General features: G+C 69.0%; 18 protein-coding genes. 1 reads left to right on the forward strand and 17 read right to left on the reverse strand.

Going from position 1 to position 18,387, the window contains the following annotated elements; translation table 11 throughout:
• Positions 1-11 precede the first annotated feature (11 nt).
• The 16 genes from DMP23_RS45810 to DMP23_RS45880 form a co-directional block, all read right to left on the reverse strand.
• Positions 12-1,283, reverse strand: a complete 1,272-nt coding sequence (locus DMP23_RS45810) for an ATP-grasp domain-containing protein (RefSeq protein ID WP_337824996.1) — start codon at positions 1,281-1,283, stop codon at positions 12-14.
• A 3-nt stretch (positions 1,284-1,286) separates the two neighbouring features.
• Positions 1,287-1,850 carry a hemerythrin domain-containing protein gene (locus DMP23_RS45815; protein WP_337824997.1) on the reverse strand — a complete coding sequence of 188 codons (564 nt, stop codon included), beginning with the start codon at positions 1,848-1,850 and terminating at the stop codon, positions 1,287-1,289.
• 157 nt (positions 1,851-2,007) lie between these two features.
• Complete coding sequence (locus DMP23_RS45820; RefSeq protein WP_337824998.1) at positions 2,008-2,778, reverse strand: maleate cis-trans isomerase family protein; 771 nt, start codon at positions 2,776-2,778, stop codon at positions 2,008-2,010.
• Entirely contained in the window at positions 2,775-3,821 is a 1,047-nt protein-coding gene (locus DMP23_RS45825) for a leucyl aminopeptidase (protein WP_037813170.1), read from the reverse strand. Before DMP23_RS45825 ends, DMP23_RS45820 begins: the two co-directional genes overlap by 4 nt.
• Positions 3,822-3,878: 57 nt before the next feature.
• Positions 3,879-4,721: an alpha/beta fold hydrolase gene (locus tag DMP23_RS45830; protein WP_337824999.1), complete on the reverse strand. Its 843-nt coding sequence runs from the start codon at positions 4,719-4,721 to the stop codon at positions 3,879-3,881.
• A gap of 10 nt (positions 4,722-4,731) precedes the next feature.
• Complete coding sequence (locus DMP23_RS45835) at positions 4,732-5,391, reverse strand: isochorismatase family protein (RefSeq protein ID WP_336159572.1); 660 nt, start codon at positions 5,389-5,391, stop codon at positions 4,732-4,734.
• Positions 5,378-6,031: an SRPBCC family protein gene (locus tag DMP23_RS45840; RefSeq protein ID WP_337825000.1), complete on the reverse strand. Its 654-nt coding sequence runs from the start codon at positions 6,029-6,031 to the stop codon at positions 5,378-5,380. Before DMP23_RS45840 ends, DMP23_RS45835 begins: the two co-directional genes overlap by 14 nt.
• On the reverse strand, positions 6,028-6,534 hold the full coding sequence (locus DMP23_RS45845; protein WP_336159574.1) for a (2Fe-2S)-binding protein: 507 nt from the start codon (positions 6,532-6,534) through the stop codon (positions 6,028-6,030). The genes DMP23_RS45840 and DMP23_RS45845 overlap by 4 nt, the downstream gene beginning before the upstream one ends.
• On the reverse strand, positions 6,531-8,921 hold the full coding sequence (locus DMP23_RS45850) for a xanthine dehydrogenase family protein molybdopterin-binding subunit (RefSeq protein ID WP_337825001.1): 2,391 nt from the start codon (positions 8,919-8,921) through the stop codon (positions 6,531-6,533). Before DMP23_RS45850 ends, DMP23_RS45845 begins: the two co-directional genes overlap by 4 nt.
• Complete coding sequence (locus DMP23_RS45855; protein ID WP_337825002.1) at positions 8,918-9,796, reverse strand: FAD binding domain-containing protein; 879 nt, start codon at positions 9,794-9,796, stop codon at positions 8,918-8,920. The genes DMP23_RS45850 and DMP23_RS45855 overlap by 4 nt, the downstream gene beginning before the upstream one ends.
• 25 nt (positions 9,797-9,821) lie before the next feature.
• Positions 9,822-11,216 carry an MFS transporter gene (locus tag DMP23_RS45860; RefSeq protein ID WP_037813179.1) on the reverse strand — a complete coding sequence of 465 codons (1,395 nt, stop codon included), beginning with the start codon at positions 11,214-11,216 and terminating at the stop codon, positions 9,822-9,824.
• A gap of 42 nt (positions 11,217-11,258) precedes the next feature.
• A complete protein-coding gene (locus DMP23_RS45865; protein WP_275292818.1) occupies positions 11,259-12,527 on the reverse strand; it encodes an FAD-dependent monooxygenase in 1,269 nt (422 codons plus the stop codon).
• A gap of 1,204 nt (positions 12,528-13,731) precedes the next feature.
• A complete protein-coding gene (locus DMP23_RS45870; protein ID WP_043833973.1) occupies positions 13,732-14,232 on the reverse strand; it encodes a MarR family winged helix-turn-helix transcriptional regulator in 501 nt (166 codons plus the stop codon).
• A gap of 114 nt (positions 14,233-14,346) precedes the next feature.
• A complete protein-coding gene (locus DMP23_RS48205; protein WP_443111379.1) occupies positions 14,347-14,676 on the reverse strand; it encodes a DUF3703 domain-containing protein in 330 nt (109 codons plus the stop codon).
• The gene (locus tag DMP23_RS45875; protein WP_337825003.1) at positions 14,670-16,073 is read right to left on the reverse strand and encodes a CoA transferase; all 1,404 of its coding nucleotides are present in this window, start codon (positions 16,071-16,073) and stop codon (positions 14,670-14,672) included. Before DMP23_RS45875 ends, DMP23_RS48205 begins: the two co-directional genes overlap by 7 nt.
• Before the next feature lie 12 nt (positions 16,074-16,085).
• Entirely contained in the window at positions 16,086-17,084 is a 999-nt protein-coding gene (locus DMP23_RS45880; protein WP_337825004.1) for an acrylyl-CoA reductase family protein, read from the reverse strand.
• Positions 17,085-17,175: 91 nt separating this feature from the next.
• Here DMP23_RS45880 and DMP23_RS45885 point away from each other — a divergent pair, with 91 nt between their 5' ends.
• On the forward strand, positions 17,176-18,030 hold the full coding sequence (locus DMP23_RS45885; protein WP_337825005.1) for a LysR family transcriptional regulator: 855 nt from the start codon (positions 17,176-17,178) through the stop codon (positions 18,028-18,030).
• On the opposite strand, the gene DMP23_RS45890 is transcribed toward DMP23_RS45885, so the two are convergent.
• Positions 18,015-18,356: a winged helix-turn-helix transcriptional regulator gene (locus tag DMP23_RS45890; RefSeq protein ID WP_037813190.1), complete on the reverse strand. Its 342-nt coding sequence runs from the start codon at positions 18,354-18,356 to the stop codon at positions 18,015-18,017. The genes DMP23_RS45885 and DMP23_RS45890 overlap by 16 nt on opposite strands.
• Positions 18,357-18,387: the final 31 nt, after the last annotated feature.

Here is an 18,387-nt window from a genome sequence, read left to right on the forward strand (position 1 = left end):
TGCCCTCCTGTTCAGTCCTCGAACTCGAAGCGCAGCCGTTCCTCGCACTTCGCGTACTTCGCCTCGAGTTCGTCCTCGGTGTCCGCGCCGATGATCAGTTCCGCCAACTCGAAGGAGTAGCTGTCCTGCTCCGGCAGTTCCGACAGCCGCTGGCCTTCCTCCGGCGTGATCGAGATCGTCGTGCCGCCGAGTTCCTGGCAGAGCCCGGAGATCTCGTCCTGCGTCGGGATCCGCGTGACGACCGCGTCGCCGTCGAAGCGGCGCAGGTAGCAGCGCCCGGCGATGTGGTACTGCCCGCGGCCGCGCGGGAACTGCGGTTCCTGGCCGAGTCCCAGCCGGAGCATGATTTCGTGGTTGGCCACGCCGTCGACCAGCTCGAACAGCTCCGCGTGCGACTGCGAGTGCCGCGGGTTGATCTCCAGCAGGCACACCTGCCCGGACTGCCGGTCGCAGAAGAACTCGATGCTGAACGTGCCGTTCTCGAAACCGACCTGGCGCATCACGCGCTCGGCGATGTCGAACATCCGCCGGACGGTCTCGTCGGGCAGCTGCGACGGGTACTGGTGTCGCAAAAACGAAGACCGGCCAGGGAAATCGACCGAATCCAGCGCGGCGTAGAGACGCACCTCGCCCTTCCAGACGTACCCCTCGACCGCCGCCTGCACCCCGTGCAGTTCGGATTCGGCCAGGCACGCGGCCCCGCCGACCTCGGCGATTTCCGGCGGCAGATCGACCTGGCGCAACACGTCCTCGAACGGGTCCCCGACCCGTCCGACACCCTCCCGCAGTTCCTCGACAGCGTCCGCGAAGCCCTGCATGTCCCGCACGTGAAACGCCAGTTCCGAAGAGAATCCCTTGACCGGTTTCAGCCACATCGGGAAGTCCACTCCAGCCGGCGGCCGCGGCTCCCCGTCCAGGTCGACGATGCCGAACGGCGGCAGTTCGTCGATCACCTTCCGCTGTTCGAGCCTGCTCCAGTACTTGTGCTCGCATTTGAGCGCCGCGGGGAGCGGCACGTGCGGGAGGCCGCGCTCCTCGCACAGCAGCGGCACCATGGTGGCGGCCGGGAAGTCCCAATAAGTCACGATCGCGGCGGGTTCGCCGTCGAAATCGTCCAGCTGCTGGCGGGCCTTCTTCATCAGGTCCGGGAAGTCGATCTCGCCGTGCTGCAGCTCGTCCGGGCTGAGCAACGGGCGGAACCGCAGCCCGGCCGCGGACGGGAGTCTTTTCAGGATGCGCTCGTTCTCCTCGTCAAGACCGAGCACGAACACGTCGTCAGTCATGGTTCAGCTCTTCCGTCCCGTCAGCGCGTCGCGGATCTTGTCGACGAACGCCGCTCCCGGCGCGAGGGCCAGGTTCGCAGGCGGCGGCTTGCTCGGCGCGTGCGGATGCGGCCTGGTCGGCGCGATCTTCTTCGCCGCCAGCACCCGCTCGCCCAGCTGGTCCAGCTCCTCGGCCGAACACGCCTCGCGCAGCCGCGGGAGCAGGTCGTTCTCCTCGTCCTTGATGTGGTGGCGGACGTCGGCGATGAGCTTGCCGAGCAGCTCCTCGTACTCCGGTTCGCCGGGATTCTTGCGCTCGAGCCGCTTCATCACCTTCTCGGCCTCGGCGTGCTCCTCGATCTCGTGGTCGGCGATCTCGTCGCCGTTGTCGAGGTGCTTGCGCGCGGCCGGGTACATGAGCTGCTCTTCGGCGACCGAATGCCGGACCAGCTCGGCGATCACGTGGTCGACCACGTCTTTCCGGTTCCCCGCCTCGGGTTCGCTCTCGAGCTCGGCGAACACCCGCTCGACGTCGCGGTGGTCGTCGGTGATCACGGTGATCAGGTCGGTTCGGGTGGGTGCGGCCATGCTGCCTCCTCGGGTGTCGGGAACCCACCGGTTACCCGTTGCGCCGCACGGCAACCACCCGAAGCCGAACTGCCCCGCCGACCGGGCAGTACGCGAGGACCCCTGAAGGAATCAGATTCCCTCAGGGGTCCCGTCGCGGACTGCCGAGCCAGCCGCGCTAGGCGGCCGGTACCGCCGCCACCTTCCCGCTCAGCAAATGCCCCGCCCCCGGCACCTCCGGCCGCACCCCCAGCTCGCTGAGGATCCGGAACGTCGTGGCCGTGGCCACCGACAGCACCGGGATCCCCACCGCGTCCTGGACCGGCTGGATCGAAGGCAGCGAAGGCATCTGCACGCACGCCGACAGCACCAGCGCGTCCGCCCGGGACAGGTCCAGTTTCCGGTAGTGCGCCAGCAGATCCGCCGGGTCCAGCCGCGCCACCGCCAGGTTGTCCGGCACCTCCAGCGAGAGCGAGTCGACCACCTCGACGCCCGCGTCCTCCAGGTACTCGACAACAGCCTGCGTCAGCGGCTTCAGGTACGGCGTCACGATCGCGACCCGCTTCGCCTCCAGCGCGGCGATCCCGGACAGCAGCGCGCCCGCCGACGAGACCACCGGCGCGTCCGAGCCTTCCGCGCGCAACGCCGAGGCGATCGAATCCTCAGCGGTGCAGTGATAACCCGGCCCCTGCGCCATGATCGCGACCAGGCAGGCAGTCGCGACGACGTCCGGTCGCGCGTCGGCCAGTTCGGTCGCCGCGCGCTCCGCTTGGGCGTTCATCGCGCGCAACTGCTCCGGCGTCACATGCTGCATCCGCGCGCGGGCGGAGTGGAAGACGAACCGGTCGTCGGGGTACCGCTCCTCGCGGGCGCGCAGCATCCGCGGCAGTTCGGTTTCCATGGTCAGGTTGGAGCTCGGGACGATCATCCCGATGTGGTGGTCGGTCATCGCTTCGCCGCCGGGCGCATGTCCTTCACGGTCAGCTCGCCCGCGTCGACGATCAGCTCGTCGTCGAGGTACAGGCTGTTGCCGCGCATCGGGATGTCGAAGTGGCAGGCCGTGTCGTTCGGGCCGCCGAGTTCGTTGTTCGGGCCGATCGAGAACATCACGTTGCCGTAGAAGCTGCGCAGCTCCATGCCCATGCCGCCGGGGAACTGGGTCAGGCCGTGCCAGTGCGCCCGCTCGTCGAGGCCCCAGCCGACGTGCGACATGCCGTAGCCGCGCGGGTCGTGGAAGGACTCGATGTAGCTGCGCAGCAGGTCGGCGTCGAGGCCGGACGAGCCCGCGCCGCCGCGGATGTCCTGGATGAAGCCCTTTTCGATGGTCAGCTCGACCGGCGTCTGCACGTAGGTGTTGAACGGCAGCAGCACGTCGCCGGGCGCGAGCACGATCTTGCCGTCCACGCCGTCGTCGGAACCGCCGGTGAAGACGAACGCCGCGGGCCAGTGGTCCCAGCGGCCGGGCTGGTCGGTGTAGCCGTACTCGCTCATCGTCGGGTACACGCCGAGCTGGTAGGTGACGTCCGTGCCGTGCGGGCTGGTGATCCGCATGGTCTTCGCCTTGGCCAGCAGTTCCGCGCCGATCTCGACGCGCTCGCGCAGTTCCTTCGTCGGCATCAGCCGGGCCAGCAGCTCGGGCGGCTCGACCGCGGTGAGGATCCGGGTCCCGGCGGCCTGGATCGCGAACTGCTCCTCGCTGAACAGCAGGAACGTGCAGTCCACGACCATGTCCGCGGCCTTGAGCGCGTCCACCGCGAGCGGCAGCTGGTCAAGACCGGACTGCCCGACCGCCCACGCGCCGGACGCGTTCGCCGGCGACGGCAGCCGCATGTGATAGGTCGCCGCCCCGAGCTGCTGGGCGGCCCAGAGGAAGGCGTCCGCGTACTCGGCGCGCTCGGCGCCGCGGGTCAGCACGACGACCGTCTCGCCCTCGTGCACGCCGGAAAAAGTCAGCTGGCGCAAGCAGATGTCGTTGAACAGGTTCTGGTCCATGGCGACCTCCTTGATTGTCCGAATACGGATTATCCGAGTGCGAAAAACACGCCGGGGTCAGCGGGCGAGCAGGTCTTTCAACGCCGAACGCAGCGCCTGCAGGGCGGGCCGCGGTTCGTCCCAGAAGATCATGTGCCCGGCGTTTTCGACGCCGGCGAGCGGATGCTTCGATTTCTCCAGCACCGCGACGTCCGCTGCGGTCACCACCGGGCTTTCCGCGCCGTACAGCAGCACGGCGGGTCCCGGGAGATTTTCCCACAGCGGAAGGAATTCCTCGGATTCGAAACCCTCGTGCGTCGCCGCGATGGCCGTCCGAGAGCACGACGCGAGCCAGCGGGCGCGCAGTTCCTGTTCCCGGCGCGGCCACCGCGGCCACGAGGCGGCGACCTCGTCCGCGCTGGTCCCCCGCTGCGCCTGGTCCAATTGGGACTCGAAGACCGCCAGCGAGGTCGGGTACGGCCGGCCGGGACCGCTCATCGGCGGGTCGGCGAGGACGGTGCCCGCGATCCCGCCGGACAGCGCGGCTTTCGCCGCGATCCGCGCGCCCATCGAGTGGCCGAACAGCAGCGGCGCGGACAGGTTCAGCTGGCCGACGACCGCTTCGACGTCGGCGGCGTACGCGTCGAGGGCATAGCTCGACCCGTCGTCGGACAGGCCGCGGCCGCGGACGTCGAGCACCAGCGGACGGACGAGGTCGGTCAGCTCGCGCGCGACGAAGTCCATGGTGATCGCCGGGCTGGTGATCCCGGGCAGCACCACGAGCGGGACGCCGTCGGCGGGGCCGTAGTCGAGGACGTGCAGCCGGACGGAACCGGACCGCACCCAGACGCTCGCCGCCGGGACGTCCGCCAGGTCGGCGAGCGCGGGCTGGGTCAGCACCCGGTCGGAAACAGAAGACATGCGGGAACTCCTAGCGGGCCTTGGCGAGCAGCTCGACGCCCTCGCCCAGGCCGATCACGTCGGCGTATTTGGCTTGCAGGTCGAAGAGAGCGGCGTCGTGCGGTCCCCGCGCGCGGTCGCCGCAGGCTTCGCGGACGACGAGGGTGTTGAAGCCGGATTGGACCGCGTCGACCGCCGTGGCCCGGACGCACCCCGAGGTCGTCGCGCCGCAGACGAGCACGGTGTCCGCGCCGAGGCCGGTGAGCAGCGCGGCGAGGCTCGTTCCGTGGAACGCGGACGCGCCCTTCTTGACGATCAGGTGGTCAGTGTCGTGCCGTTCCAGCCGGGGATCGAGCGCGACCTCGGCACTTCCGTCGCGCAGGCTCCGCATGCCGGGAGCCTTGCGCAGCCACGCGATCGCGTCGCCGTCGGCCTCCGCGGGGGTGTAGCTGATCGCGGTGTAGACGACCGGCGCTCCGCTCTCGTGGGCGGCCCGGACCAGCGCGTCAGCGGCTTCGACTTCGGCGGAAAGGTCTGCGCCGGAAGGGAATTCCGGTTCGGTGAAGCCGCGAGTCAGGTCGACCACGACCAGCACCGGCGCGGTTCCCCTGGGCACCGCGGCTCCGAACCCCGCGCGGGCGTAGGTCTGGTCGGTCTCGGTGCCGTGCAGTCCGTTCTCAGGCGCGTTCACGCAGCAGCTCCTTGATCAGTTTGTGCTGCGCCCGGACCCGGCCGAGCAGCCAGCCCTGGAACAGCCCGAGCGCGCCAGCCGCGACGATCGGGAGATAGCGCTTCGCGTTGGGCGGCAACAGCATCGCCAGTCCGTCGAGCGAATCCGAGGCGGGCGCGGCGGCGGCCGCTGGTGCCGCCGGAGCCGGTGCGGTGCCGCCGTTCTCCAGCAGCGCACCGAGATTCTGCGCGAACTGCTGCAGGATCCGGTTTGACACCGTGCTGATCGCGCCCTTGCCGAACTGCGCGATTTTGCCTCGCACCACCAGATCCGTGTGCAGGTTCAGCGCCGAACCCTTCGGACCCGGCACCAGGGTCAGCGTGACGTCCGCTTCGGCGTCGCCGTTGCCGTGGCTGTCCGCGCCCCGGGCCGACAGCCGCAGCCGACGCTCGCCCTCGGCGATTTCGGTGAACCGGACCTTGCCCGCGTACGCGGCGCTGACCGGGCCGACCTTGAACTTGACCTTGCCGAGGTAGGACTCGCCGTCTCGGCCCTCCAGTACCGCGCTGGGCAGGCAGCCCGCGACCCGCTCGACGTCGTTGAGCAGCGCGAACACCGTGTCCGGATCGCCGGGAAGGTCAAGGGTGTTCTCGAGAATCATCGGACCGCGTCCTCTTTCCTGCCGGATCCCGCGCACCGCCGCGCGGCGGTCGCCTCGATCGCGTCCACAATGGTCTGGTATCCGGTGCAGCGGCACAGGTTCGACGACACCGTCTCCCGGATCTCCTCTCGCGTCGGCGACGGCTCCTGGGCGAGGAATCCCTCGGCGAGCATGAGGAAACCGGGCGTGCAGAAGCCGCACTGCAGGCCGTGGTGCTCCGAAAACGCCTGCTGCAGATCGTTCGGCTCCTCCGGGGTGCCGAGGTCCTCGACGGTCCGGATCGCGCAGCCTTCCGCCTGCACGGCGTACATCAGGCAGGCGCGCACCGGTTCGCCGTCGACCAGGATCGTGCACGCCCCGCACACGCCGTGCTCGCAGCCGACGTGCGTGCCGGTGAGGCCCACGTTGTGCCGGAGCACGTCGAGCAGCGTCCACCGCGGTTCGACGAGCAGTTCGTGCTCCTCGCCGTTGACGGTCAGGACGATCAGCTGTTTGTCGGTCATGCGCCGGTACCCGCTTTCTCCCGGTCGGCCGCGGCGAGCGCGGCGAGGACGGCCTCGGGGTGGACCGGGGTCTGCTCCAGCTGGACCCCGGTGTGCCAGAGAAGGTCGTTGACCGCGTTCAGCACGGCGGCGGGGGCGCCGATCGTGCCGCCCTCCCCGGCCCCCTTCGCGCCGCTTTCGGTGAAGGCGCACGGGGTTTCGAGGTGGTCGACGGTGATGTCGGGAATCTCCGCGGCGGTCGGGACGAGATAGTCGATGAAGCTTGCCGCCGACGGTTCGCCGTTCTCGGCGTAGGTGACCTCCTCGAACAGCGCGCCGGCGATGCCTTGCGCGATCCCGCCGCGCGCCTGGCCGTCGACCACCTTCGGGTTGATCACCACGCCGCAGTCCTCGACACAGGCGTAACGGAGGATTTTCACCTGTCCGGTGCCCGGGTCGGCCTCGACCACCACCGCGTGGGTCGCGTTCGAGAACGTGCCGTCGCCGGGGACGTCGAACGCCGCGGTGGCGGTGAGCGTCGGCTCGGCTTCCTTGGGCAGCAGGTGGCTGCGCAGGTACGCGACGTCGGCGATCTCCTCGAACGAAAGCCGCTGGCCGGGGTCGTCGAGCTGGATGACTCCCCCGTCGCCGTCGAGGCCGACGTTCTCGACGCGGGTGTCCATCAGGTGCGCCGCGATGACGCAGAGCTGCTCGCCCAGCCGGGTCGCCGCCGTCGCCACCGCCGAGCCGCCGATCGTCACCGATCGGGACGCGAAAGTGCCCCAGCCGTAGGAAATCCGTTCGGTGTCGCCTTGCCGCAGCTTGACCTTGGCGAGGTCGACGCCGAGCCGTTCCGCGACGATCTGCGCGAACGTCGTTTCGTGGGACTGCCCGTGGTTGATCGTGCCGCTCGTGACGACGACCGAACCGGTGAGGTCCATCCGGATCTCGCTCACGTCGAACCCGGGCACGACGGTCATCTTCCGCTTCGCGAACGCCTCGGAGCCGTAGCCTGTGCGCTCGGAAAAGCAGCTGTAGCCGATGCCGATGTGCGGATTCTTCTCGCGCAGGTCGTACCAGCCCTCGTCGCGGAGGATCTTCTCGCCCAGCTCCAGCGATTCGAGGTAGCTGCCGGGGTCGTAGGTCACCTTGTTGATGCCGGTGTACGGGAACTCGGTGATCACGTTGCGGCGGCGAATTTCCACCGGGTCGAGACCGAGCTTGCGCGCCGCCAAGTCCATGATCCGCTCCATCACCATCACGTACTGCGGACGGCTGACCCCGCGGTACGGCGCGGTCGGCGCTTTGTTGCTGGTGATCGCCCTCGCCCGCACGCGGTAAGCCGGAACCCGGTACACCGACGGCATTTCCGCCGCCGCCATCAACGGTTCGATGCCGACGGTGAACGGATAACACGAGTACGCGCCCATGTCGCACACGATGTCGGATTCCAGTGCGGTCAACTCGCCGTCCGGAGTGAACGCCGCACGCGTGCGGTATCGCTGTTCGCGGGCGAGGAACCCGGAAGCGAGCGCTTCGCTGCGGTCCTCGATCCACTTGACCGGCCGCCGCAAGCGCTTCGCCGCCGCCGCGACAGCGATTTCCTCGCGCCCCACAACGCATTTCTGCCCGAAGCCGCCGCCCATGTCCGGGACCACGACGCGCACCGAACGCTCCGGAATCCGCAGCGAACGCGCCAGCACGGTCCGGACCTGGTGCGGCACCTGGCTGCAGGTCTGGACGAGAAGCTGCTCGTCGCGGTCGTCCCAGGACGCCACCGCGCCGCGCGTCTCCAGCGGCAACGCGTTCTGCCGGCCGCTGCGGGTGACGAGCTCGATCACGCACCCGTCCGCGAACGCTTCGTCGACGCCCGGGGTGTCGAACGCCGTGACGTCGAGCAGCACGTTGCTCGGCGCGTCCTCGTGCACCAGCGGCGCGTCCTCGGCGAGCGCGGTCTCCTCGGAAACGACGGCGTCGAGGACCTCGTAACTCACCTGCGCGGCCTCGATGCCGTCCTCGACCGCGTACGGATCCTTCGCGATGACCAGCGCGATCGGCTCGCCGACGAACCGCACCTTGCCGCGCGCGAGGATCGGCATCGTGGTCGGCGTGAACTCCTCGGGCGGACGATCCAGCAGCGCGACCATGTCGCCGAGCTGGAGGTCTTCCGCCGAGTACGCGGCTACGACGCCGTCCACTTCGCGGGTGGCGGCGAGGTCGAGTTCGGTGATCTTGCCGTGTGCGACGGTCGCGCGCACGAACCCGGCGTGCAGCATGCCGTGGAGGTGAATGTCGTCCACGAACCGCCCCCGGCCGGTGACCAGCCGCGGATCCTCGCGACGGCGCACGGACGCGCCGATCCACTTGCCGCCCCGGCCGTCGAAGCGGGGTTCTTCGGATGTCCTCACCGGTCTCCCCTCTCCCATGCCTGGCCCAAACTCCGCGCCACCAACGTCCTCGTCAGCGCCCGCCGGTAATCCGCACTGCCCTGCGCGTCGCTCCGCGGATCGATCGCCTCCGCCGCCGCCCGGCCGCACTCAGCGAACAACTCCGGCCCTGGCTCACCACCAGCCAGCACTTCCTCCGCCTCCGGAACCCGCAACGGCGCGGGCGCGACCCCGCCGAGCACCACCCTTCCGCCTGCCAAGGAACCGTCCTGGCGAGGTTCGAGCGTCACCGCCGCCGCGACTGTCGCGAAATCCCCGGCACGGCGGGAAAACTCGGTCAAAGCGGCCTTCGGAGCCGCCCGGGTGAACCGGACCTCGGTGACGACCTCGTCCGCCTCCACCGCGGTCGCGTAGAAGCCGTAGAACATCTCCCCGGCCGGGATTTCGCGGCGCCCGTTCGGTCCTTCGGCGACGATCACCGCGTCCAGCAGCAGCGCGAGCATGCACCACTCCGCGGTGGCGTCGCCGTGCACGAGACTGCCGCCGACCGTGCCGCGCGACCGGATCGGCAGGTGCCCGACGTACCGCATCGCCTCCGCCAGCACCGCGAACCCCGGGCTGAGCTGGGCCACCTCGACCTGACGGTGCGTCGTCATCGCGCCGATGCGGAGCGTCGAACCCGCGTGGACGATGTCGGTCATCCCCGGCAGGTCCCGCAGCCGCCCGAGGTCGACCAGGTCGCTCGGGCGGGCCAGGCGGAAGCTCATCATCGGCATCAGGCTCTGCCCGCCCGCGATCGCTTTCGGCTCCCGCCCTTGCCCGGCGAGGTCGGAAAGCAGGCCGACGGCGTCGGCGACGTCGTGCGCCCGATGGTAGGCGAACGCGGCGGGCTTCATGCGATTCCCTTTCTGCTGCGGCGGATCAGACTGCGTCCAGTTCGGACTGGTGCGGCTCCGGAGCGGTCTCGTCGTCGATCCGGTCCAGCTCCCGGCCCCGGGTTTCCGGCGCGCAGAAGACCATGAACACCACGGCCCCGACGACGAGCAGGCCGAGCAGCGTGAACGTCAGCGGCAGCCCGAGCACCGGCCACAGCACGCTGCCGAACAGCAGCGGCGCGAATCCGGTGACCGCCCGGCTGGACGACGACGCCCAGCCGAAGCCCGACGCGCGCAGCTCCGTCGGGTACAGCTCGGACACGAAGGCGTACATCACCGGGATGACGATGAGCGAGAACAGCCCGAACGCGCCGATCGCCACCACCGCGGCTCCCGCCGACCCGAGCACCAGCGAGAAAATCACCAGCGTGACCGCAGCGAGCGGCCCGGCCGCGGCGATGACCCGCTTGCGGCCGATGCGGTCCACGAGCAACACCGCCACCACGACGCCGACGATACCGAGCGCGTTCATCAAAGTGGTCGAAGCGAACGCGGCGATCTCCCCGAAGCCCTGCGCCTTGAGGATCGACGGCATCCAGCTCAGCGCGGCGTAGTACACCAGCATCACGGTGATGAACAGCGCCCACGCGACCCCGGTGACCTTCGGGTTGTACGCCCAGACCCGCCGCAGCTGGTCGACGGCCGCGAACACCCCGCCGCCGCGCTTGTCTTCCTGAACCGCCGGCGGAATCCGGTACGGCTCCTTCGGCGCGCCCGTGCGCTCGACCAGGTCGTCGATGACCAGCCGGGCTTCCGCTTCGCGCCCCTTGCGCACCAGGTACAACGGCGATTCCGGCACCCCGCGCCGCGCCCAGAACAACAGCACCGCCGGGAGAATCATCAGCACCAGCATCCACCGCCAGTTCCCGGAAACCGGGACCAGCAGCGTCGCGGACGCCCCCGCCAGCGTCGTGCCGACCGGCCACCATCCGTCCATCGCGGACAGCACGCGGCCGCGTTGCTTGCGCGGCGAAAACTCGCTGACAATGGCGTAATCGACCGGAATGCAGCCGCCCAGCCCGACTCCGGCGAGGAACCGCAGCAGCAGGAACACCTCGATGTTCGGCGACAACGCCGCGAACACCGAGAAGAACGCGAACAACAGCAACGTAATGCTGAACGCCCGCTTCCGCCCGATCCGGTCCGCGACCGTCCCCCAGGCGACCGCCCCCACCGCCATGCCGATCAGATTGGCGGTGGCGACAAACCCCCGCTGGGTCGCCGACAGCCCGAATTCCGTGCCCACCAGCGGGGTGAGGAATCCGTTCAGCGCGACGTCCCAGGCGTCGAACATGTAGCCGAGCCCGCCGATGAGGAAGATCTTGCCCTGGACGCGCCAGCGCCACGGCAAGTCTTGGACCACCTGGTCTCCGGTACGCATAGCCTTTGCTCCTTTGCGAAGTCTGCGTGTGCCGTTTTCGTGCTATCGGGCGAACTGGTAGTGAATCGATTCGTTGTCGGGGTCGTTGAGCGGAGTTCCGTTCCACAGCCAGTCGTAGGACACATCGGACTCGCCGTCGAAACTCCGCAGTTTTTCGTCGCGCTCGCGTTGCGCCGGACCGTCCGGCAAGTGGTAAAAACTCATATTCTGCAGCGATGCGTCCTGCACCATCCCGGCGTGCTTGGCCCGCCGGTGCACATACCGGGTCAACGCGGTGTCGATCCCGTCGCGCGTCGCCTGCCCGAGTTCCTCCGCGAGGACTGCCCCGTCCTCCATCGCCTGCGACGCCCCTTGCGCCTGGTACGGAAGCATTGCGTGGCAAGCATCCCCGAGCAACGCGACGCGCCCGTCCACCCACACCGGATCGCGACGCCGCCGGTACATCGCCCAGACCGAGACGTCGTCCTTGGCCTTCGACAGCATCATCGGCACCCGGTCGTCCCAATCGGAATACTCGGCCGCGAGCTGCTCCGCACTGGCCGGCGCACTCCAGTTCTTCTCGACTTCCTCCGTGCACGGCACAATCGCCACCACGTTCAGATACTCGCCGCCGCGGATCATGTAATGCACCAGATGCTTGTCCGGCCCGTACCAAATCGTAGAATGGTAGCGATCGACCAGGAACCGGGTAGCCGGATCCGCCGCGATCGAATCCCCGGGAATCAACGCCCGGTACGCCATCTCGCCGGAAAACGCGAGCGTGTCGTCAAACCCCGCGAGATCCCTTACCGCAGACCGAATCCCGTCCGCCCCGACGACGACGTCCCCTTCAAACCGCCGCCCGTCCTCGGTAATCACCGCAGGCCGCTCCGGATTCCCCCGGTCAAGATCCACGACCTTCGCCGCGGTAGCCACCTTCACCACCGGCCCCGCCCCGTCCGGGTCGATGCACGCCCGCAGGAGAACGGAGTGCAGATCCGCCCGATGGTAGTGCCAATAAGGCGCCCCGTACTTGTCCACGACCCGCTGCCCGAGCGGCAACTGCGCGATAATGCTGCCGTCGGCCCACCGCCGCCGAACCTGATCCTGCGGCTCGCACCGAACCCGCTGCAACTCGGCCCGCAACCCCAACCCGATCAGGATCCGGCTGGCATTGGGCGCAGTCTGGATCCCAGCCCCGATCTCCCCCAACTGCGGCGCCGCTTCGACCACCGTGACCCGCAACCCGCGCTGCCGCAACGACAAGGCAGCACACAGTCCGCCCAACCCGCCGCCGGCGACCACTACCTCGAAAGACTGACTCGCCGCCACCTGCCGACCTCCTACCCGCTAGCCGCCTCCGGCTCACCTAGCCCCGGACGCGGTTAATCCGAACACGGATTATCCGAACACGCAATAGTCTGCGGGGAATTTGCTGGCAGGGAGGCGCTTTCAGCCGCGCAGGGTGGCGGCGCAGTCACCGAACGAGGCGATGCCGCGGTTCCCGGGGCGGTGCGGCGGGGCAGCGGGGCGATGCAGTGCGGCGGGGCGGGGCGGCGGTACGTGAGGGCCACCCTCACAGCCGCTGATTCCCTCAGGGGGCCCCTCACGACCCACTGCCGCCTGCGAGGGGACCCTTCGCGGGCCCGGCTTGCCTGAAGGGACCCTTCACGACCCTCTGCCGACCGCAAGAGGTCCATTCGCAGGCTCGCCCACCGGGGTCCTCCCCCGATCCGCCGCCACAATGCGCACCCAATGTGGCATTCGGTGCGTCAGACGCACCCGCCGCCACATTGGGGATTCCAGCAGCAGGCAAGGACTCTCACCCCACCGACGAAACCCCGCCACGCGAAGCCGCGGTCCGTGAAGGGCTCCTTGAGGGAATCTGATTCCCTCAAGGAGCCCTTCACGGACTTCCAGAGGCGCAAAGCCCGCCTCGCCGCCAGCGCACCACCCGCCCTGACGAGCACCGTTGCAGCACCCCGCCTGCCGCCCTACCGAGAAGACCTCATTGGGCCACAACCCACGCTGCGAGCCCAACGCGACCAACCACCCGGCCACGCGCATCTCCAACCGCAACGCGCGTACCCACCCACCGCGCTACCGAGCAACCTCATTGGGCGAAGGCGCCACCCGCGCACCCAACGCGACCAACCACCCAAGCCACCCGCGCACCCAACCGCGACGCGCGAACCCAACCAGCCACGCGCAACCCAACCGCGACCCGCGAACCCAACCAGCCACGCACAACCCAAACGCAACGCGCGCAACCAACCAGCCACGCGCACCCCCAACCGCAGCCCGCGCACCCGACCAGCCACCCACCACCAAACCGCAGCCAGCGCACCCAACGAGCGAGGCACCCAGCCCTCCCCCAACCCCGATACGAAGCTCCCCTGCGGTTCGGGGGTGCTTGTCAAGGCATCTTTCCCGCCTTGACAAGCACCCCCGAACCGTCAGCACAATCAAGCTTCGGGGTGCCCCACGCAACCCCCACGGCAAGGTCGCCGCCAGGCGACGAGCCGCCGGAGAACCCTCAAATCTCCGACCGCTCAGCAACCGCCTCCCACAACGCCCCCAGTTCGTTCAACATCCCCGCGATCTCCCCCCGCCGCTCCTCCGGACACCCCTCAAGCAACGCCTGATCCAGCTTCCGAGTCCGCCGAGTCACCTCGCGGAACGCAGCCAACCCGTCATCCGTCAACGTCAGCACCTTCGCCCGAGCATCATGCGGCGCCGGACCCCGAGCAATGAGCCCCCGGTTCTCCAACCGCCGGCACACATCAGCCATCGTCGACGTGTCCAGCGCGACCGCCTTGGCCAACGCGGTCTGATCGAACCCGGGATACGCCCGCACCGCCGACAGCACCGCGAACTGAGGCCCCGTCAGCACCGAGTCGACATGCCGATTCCAAGCCGCCAAATACGCCTGGTACAGCCGTCGAGCCCCGTACCCGGGCGCGGCAGCGAGATCCGTCGGAGCCTCCAGGCTCACCCGCCGCCCCGCCCGCGAGCCGCCTTTCGCTGACCCACCCACTGCTGTCGACATCCCTCGACCTTAACTACGCACCCGCGCCCCAGCAGCCCGTCCGGTCCGCCGGAGCCTGTCCCCGCATCGCCCATAATAGTACGTCCTCGGACTAAGTGCGGTTCAGGCGACGCCGGACGGGTTCCGCGGATTCCGGTCAAACAGGGCAGCCCCACCTATCAGAAAGAGCTGCGCGACCACCCGATCCCACCGCCGCTGCCTCCACGCGACGGCCAGCAACCCGCGATGCGCCGCCAGGTGGTCAGCCATCACGTCGTGGCCGAGATTGTGCGCCCGCCCGAAATGCGGGTAGGCCGCACGGAAATCCCGCACCTCCCGCGCGGCCGCCCTGGCGCTAACCGCATAGGCAAAACACGCAGATTTACGGCGGAACAAGAAATTCGCACGAAGCCGCCACCGAACGGCCACCTCCCGGAAACCGCAGGTCACCACTCCGGCCGGGAGCTCCCCAGCTCAGGCGTAGTCCCCTCCCACCGCGGCGGGGTCTCGCTCATCCGGATCACTGGCCCGAGACTCTTCAAATCGCCATAGATCGTCCCGTCGTCCACCACTGCGTAGCGCTCGAATTCCTCGCGCGAAAGACGACCGGGCGCATCCGCGTAGGAGGTCAGCAATCCCCGCCGCTGCAACAACATCGACGACTGGCACAGCGAAACCCGCACGTGATAAGACCCACCTTCCCGAGCCCGCCGCGCCAAAGCCAGCATCGCGCCGTAACTTCCCAGGAAACCGGTGAGGAAATCGCACAAGTACACCGGTGTCAACTGTGGACGGTCCCCTCCCTGAATCACACAAGCACCAGTCACAGCTTGCGCGACCTGATCCCATCCAGCACGCATCCCGAAAGGACCGCCGGAACCGAAGCAGTCCACGCTCACATAAACGATCCCCGGACGCAGCGCCGCGAGATCCTCCGGACCGAACCCATGAGCTGACATCCGCCCCGGGCGATAACCCTCGACGAACACATCCGCGGTACTGGCCAAAGAACGCAACCGCGCAGCATCGTCCACTGTGGAGTAATCGAGATAAGTGCTTCGCTTGCCATGACTGGTATCCCGGACGAACGGAGCCACCTGAGGAAGATGCGGAGCCGTCACCATCAGCACATTCGCCCCGTGCTCCGCCAAGCTCAACGCGGCAGTGGGCCCAGCCAGAATGCGAGTCAGGTCCAAGACCCGGACGTCCGACAGCGGCGAAGCGCCCCCAGCGGGCAGCGGAGAAGGAGCACTCTCCCCGATCTTGCTGATCTCGACCACCGGCCGGGACGCCAGATACGCGCCATGCGGATGCGCGAGCCATTCCTCCGGCGTCCGCACGACTCCCCCGCAGGCGCCAGCGGCGGCGATAGCGTCTTCCAGATCATCGGCCTTCCACTTGGCGACAGCAGCGGCAACCGAGGAAGGCGCCGCCTCGCAATCGAGGACATCCAAAACCCGGCGTTCCAAGTGCGGCAGATTGAAATGCGGCAGAAACCACCGTCCATCGGCGGTCGGCCAAGGCTGGGTGAGCGCGACCATGTGCTCGACTGCGGGCGAAAGCGGTGCAGGGCGATATTCGCCGGAAGCGGAACGGATGAGCGTCATGTCTTCACCGCCGAGAGCGGTGGCCGCGGCGGCGCGGACATCCACCGCGATCTTCTGCCGACGCCCGGTCCGCAGCTCCCACAGGTCGTTCGCGGCGACGGCGCGGGCGGCGAGTGCGTCGGCGAGGGTTTCGCCGATCCGGAACGGCGACGCGAAAAGCGGGTCCGAGCCGGTGATCGTGACCTCGTCGGCGGCGGGACGAGGGGCGTCGCGCAAGGTCATCAGTTCGTCGAAGGCATCCATTGTCATTTCCTTTCAGGCCGAAGCGACGTCGACCACGATGCGGCCGGTACCGGAACCGGCCAGGAGCGAAGCGGCGGCGTCCTTTGCGTCGGAGAGCGGGACGACCCGCGTCACGGAGTCCACGAGCGCCGGATCGAGCAACTGCGCCAAGCGCTGCCAGGCGGCCTCGCGACGGAGCGGAGGCGTGCGGACCGAGTCGATCCCGAGCAGGGAGACGCCGCGCAGGATGAACGGCAGGACATTGCCGGGGTACTCGGCGCCTCCGGCGAGTCCGCAGGTCGTCGCGACCCCGGAGTGTTGCAGCCCGGCAAGCGCACCCGCGAGGACGGAGCCGCCGACCGCGTCGAGCACGCCTGCCCAGCGTTGTTTGCCCAACGGCTTGCCAGAAGCGGCGAGTTCGGCGCGGTCGAGGACCTGCGCGGCACCCAGTGCGGTGAGTTGCGAGGACAGCTCAGCGGGACGGCCAGTGGCGGCGATGACCTCGTACCGAGCAGCCGCGAGCAGCGCTATCGCGATCGAGCCGACGCCGCCGCCCGCGCCGGTGACCAGGATCGGGCCGGTTTCCGGGGCCAGGCCGTGGCGTTCCAGCGCGAGCAGGCTCAGCGCGGCGGTGAATCCGGCGGTGCCGATCGCCGCCGCGCGGAGCGGGCCGAGCTGCGCGGGGACGCGGACGAGGTCGTCGCCGTTGACCGCGGCGAGGCCAGCCAGCCCGCCGTGCAGGTCTTCGCCGAGGCCAGCGCCGTTGAGCGTGACCACGTCGCCCGCCTGCCAGCGCGGATGCCGCGACGCGAGCACCTCGCCGGTCAGGTCGATCCCGACGACGAGCGGGTGCCGCCGGACGACGCCGGGGCGGCCGTGCAGCGCGAGCGCGTCCTTGTAGTTGATGCTCGAGCAGCGCACGCGAACGGTGGTGTCGAGGTCGTCCAGCATCGCCGGGTCGAGGCGGTCGAGCGTCGCTCCGGCGGAGTCGCGCGCGATCCAGCCGGGGAAGGCCGTCATCTCCTGGTCCATGCTTCCCACGCTAGAAATCCGGAACCTGGCAGGGAAATGCCTGTCACAACGGCGCCATGCACGGCGGGCATAGCTGGGTAGGCTGCCCGGCATGGAGGTCGAACTGCGGCATCTGCGCGCGTTCGTGACGGTCGCGACGTGCGGCACGTTCACGGCCGCGAGCCGCGAACTGCTGATCACCCAGCCGGCGCTCACGCGCACGATCCAGCAGCTCGAGGAGTCGGTCGGCACGCGTCTGCTGGAGCGCACGCCGCACGGCGTCGAACCGACCGAGGCCGGCGGCGAGTTGCTCGGGCGGCTGCGCGTCGTGCTGCGCGATCTCGACACCGCGCTAGCCGCGGCGGGCGGGAACGCCGGGCTGCGGATCGGGTTCCAGTGGGCGCTGCCGGATCCGTGGGCGAGCGATCTGCTGACCGCCTTCGAAACCGCGACCTGCGCGACCGCCACCCTCCTGCGCCGCGACGACATCGTGGCCGCCCTGCATTCCGGCGACGTCGACGCGGCGCTGGTGCGCGGCGAGATCGACGCGTCCGGGATCAGCGGAACCTTGTTGTTCGAGGAGGATCGGCTCGCCGCGGTCGCCGCGAGTTCGGAACTGGCGGCGCGCACGGAGCTGGACTGGACCGAGCTGGCCGCGCATCCGGTGGTCGTGAACACGGTCAGCGGCGCGACCAGCCCGCTCGACTGGCCGCCGGAAAACCGGCCCGCGCAGGTGATCCAGTGCGGCAGCTACGACGAATGGCTCACGATCATCGCGTCCGGCCGCGCTGTCGGATCGACCACCACCTCGGCCGCGGAAGCGCACACCCACGCGCGCGTCGCGCACCTCCCGCTGCGGAACGCGCCCCGCGTGGCCCTGCGCCTGCTGTGGCCGACGCGCCGGTCGAGCGATCCGCTGCTGCGCCGGTTCAGCGAACTGGCGCATTCCGTTCAGCGAGCGTCGTAGTCCGCACGGGCTTTTTCGATCTTCGCCAAATGCTCGACGCTCCATTCCAGCAATGGCGCGGTCGCTTCGCGGAGCGTCCGGCCCATGACCGTCAGCTCGTAGGAAACGTGCGGCGGCATGACATTGTGGACAGTCCGGGTGAGAATCCCGTCGCGCTCCAGATCCCGCAGCGTCACGGTGAGCATCCGCTGGCTGATCCCCTCGATTTCCCTTTTGAGTTCAGTGAACCGCTTCGGCCCGTCGCGCAGCATGCGGACGATCAGCAGCGCCCACTTGTCGCCCACGATCTCCAGGACCACTCGGGTCCGGCACACCTCGTCGGCCATGGTTACCTCCGGAGAACCGGGGCACTAATTA

This window comes from Amycolatopsis sp. A1MSW2902, assembly GCF_017312175.1.
GTDB lineage: Bacteria > Actinomycetota > Actinomycetes > Mycobacteriales > Pseudonocardiaceae > Amycolatopsis > Amycolatopsis nivea.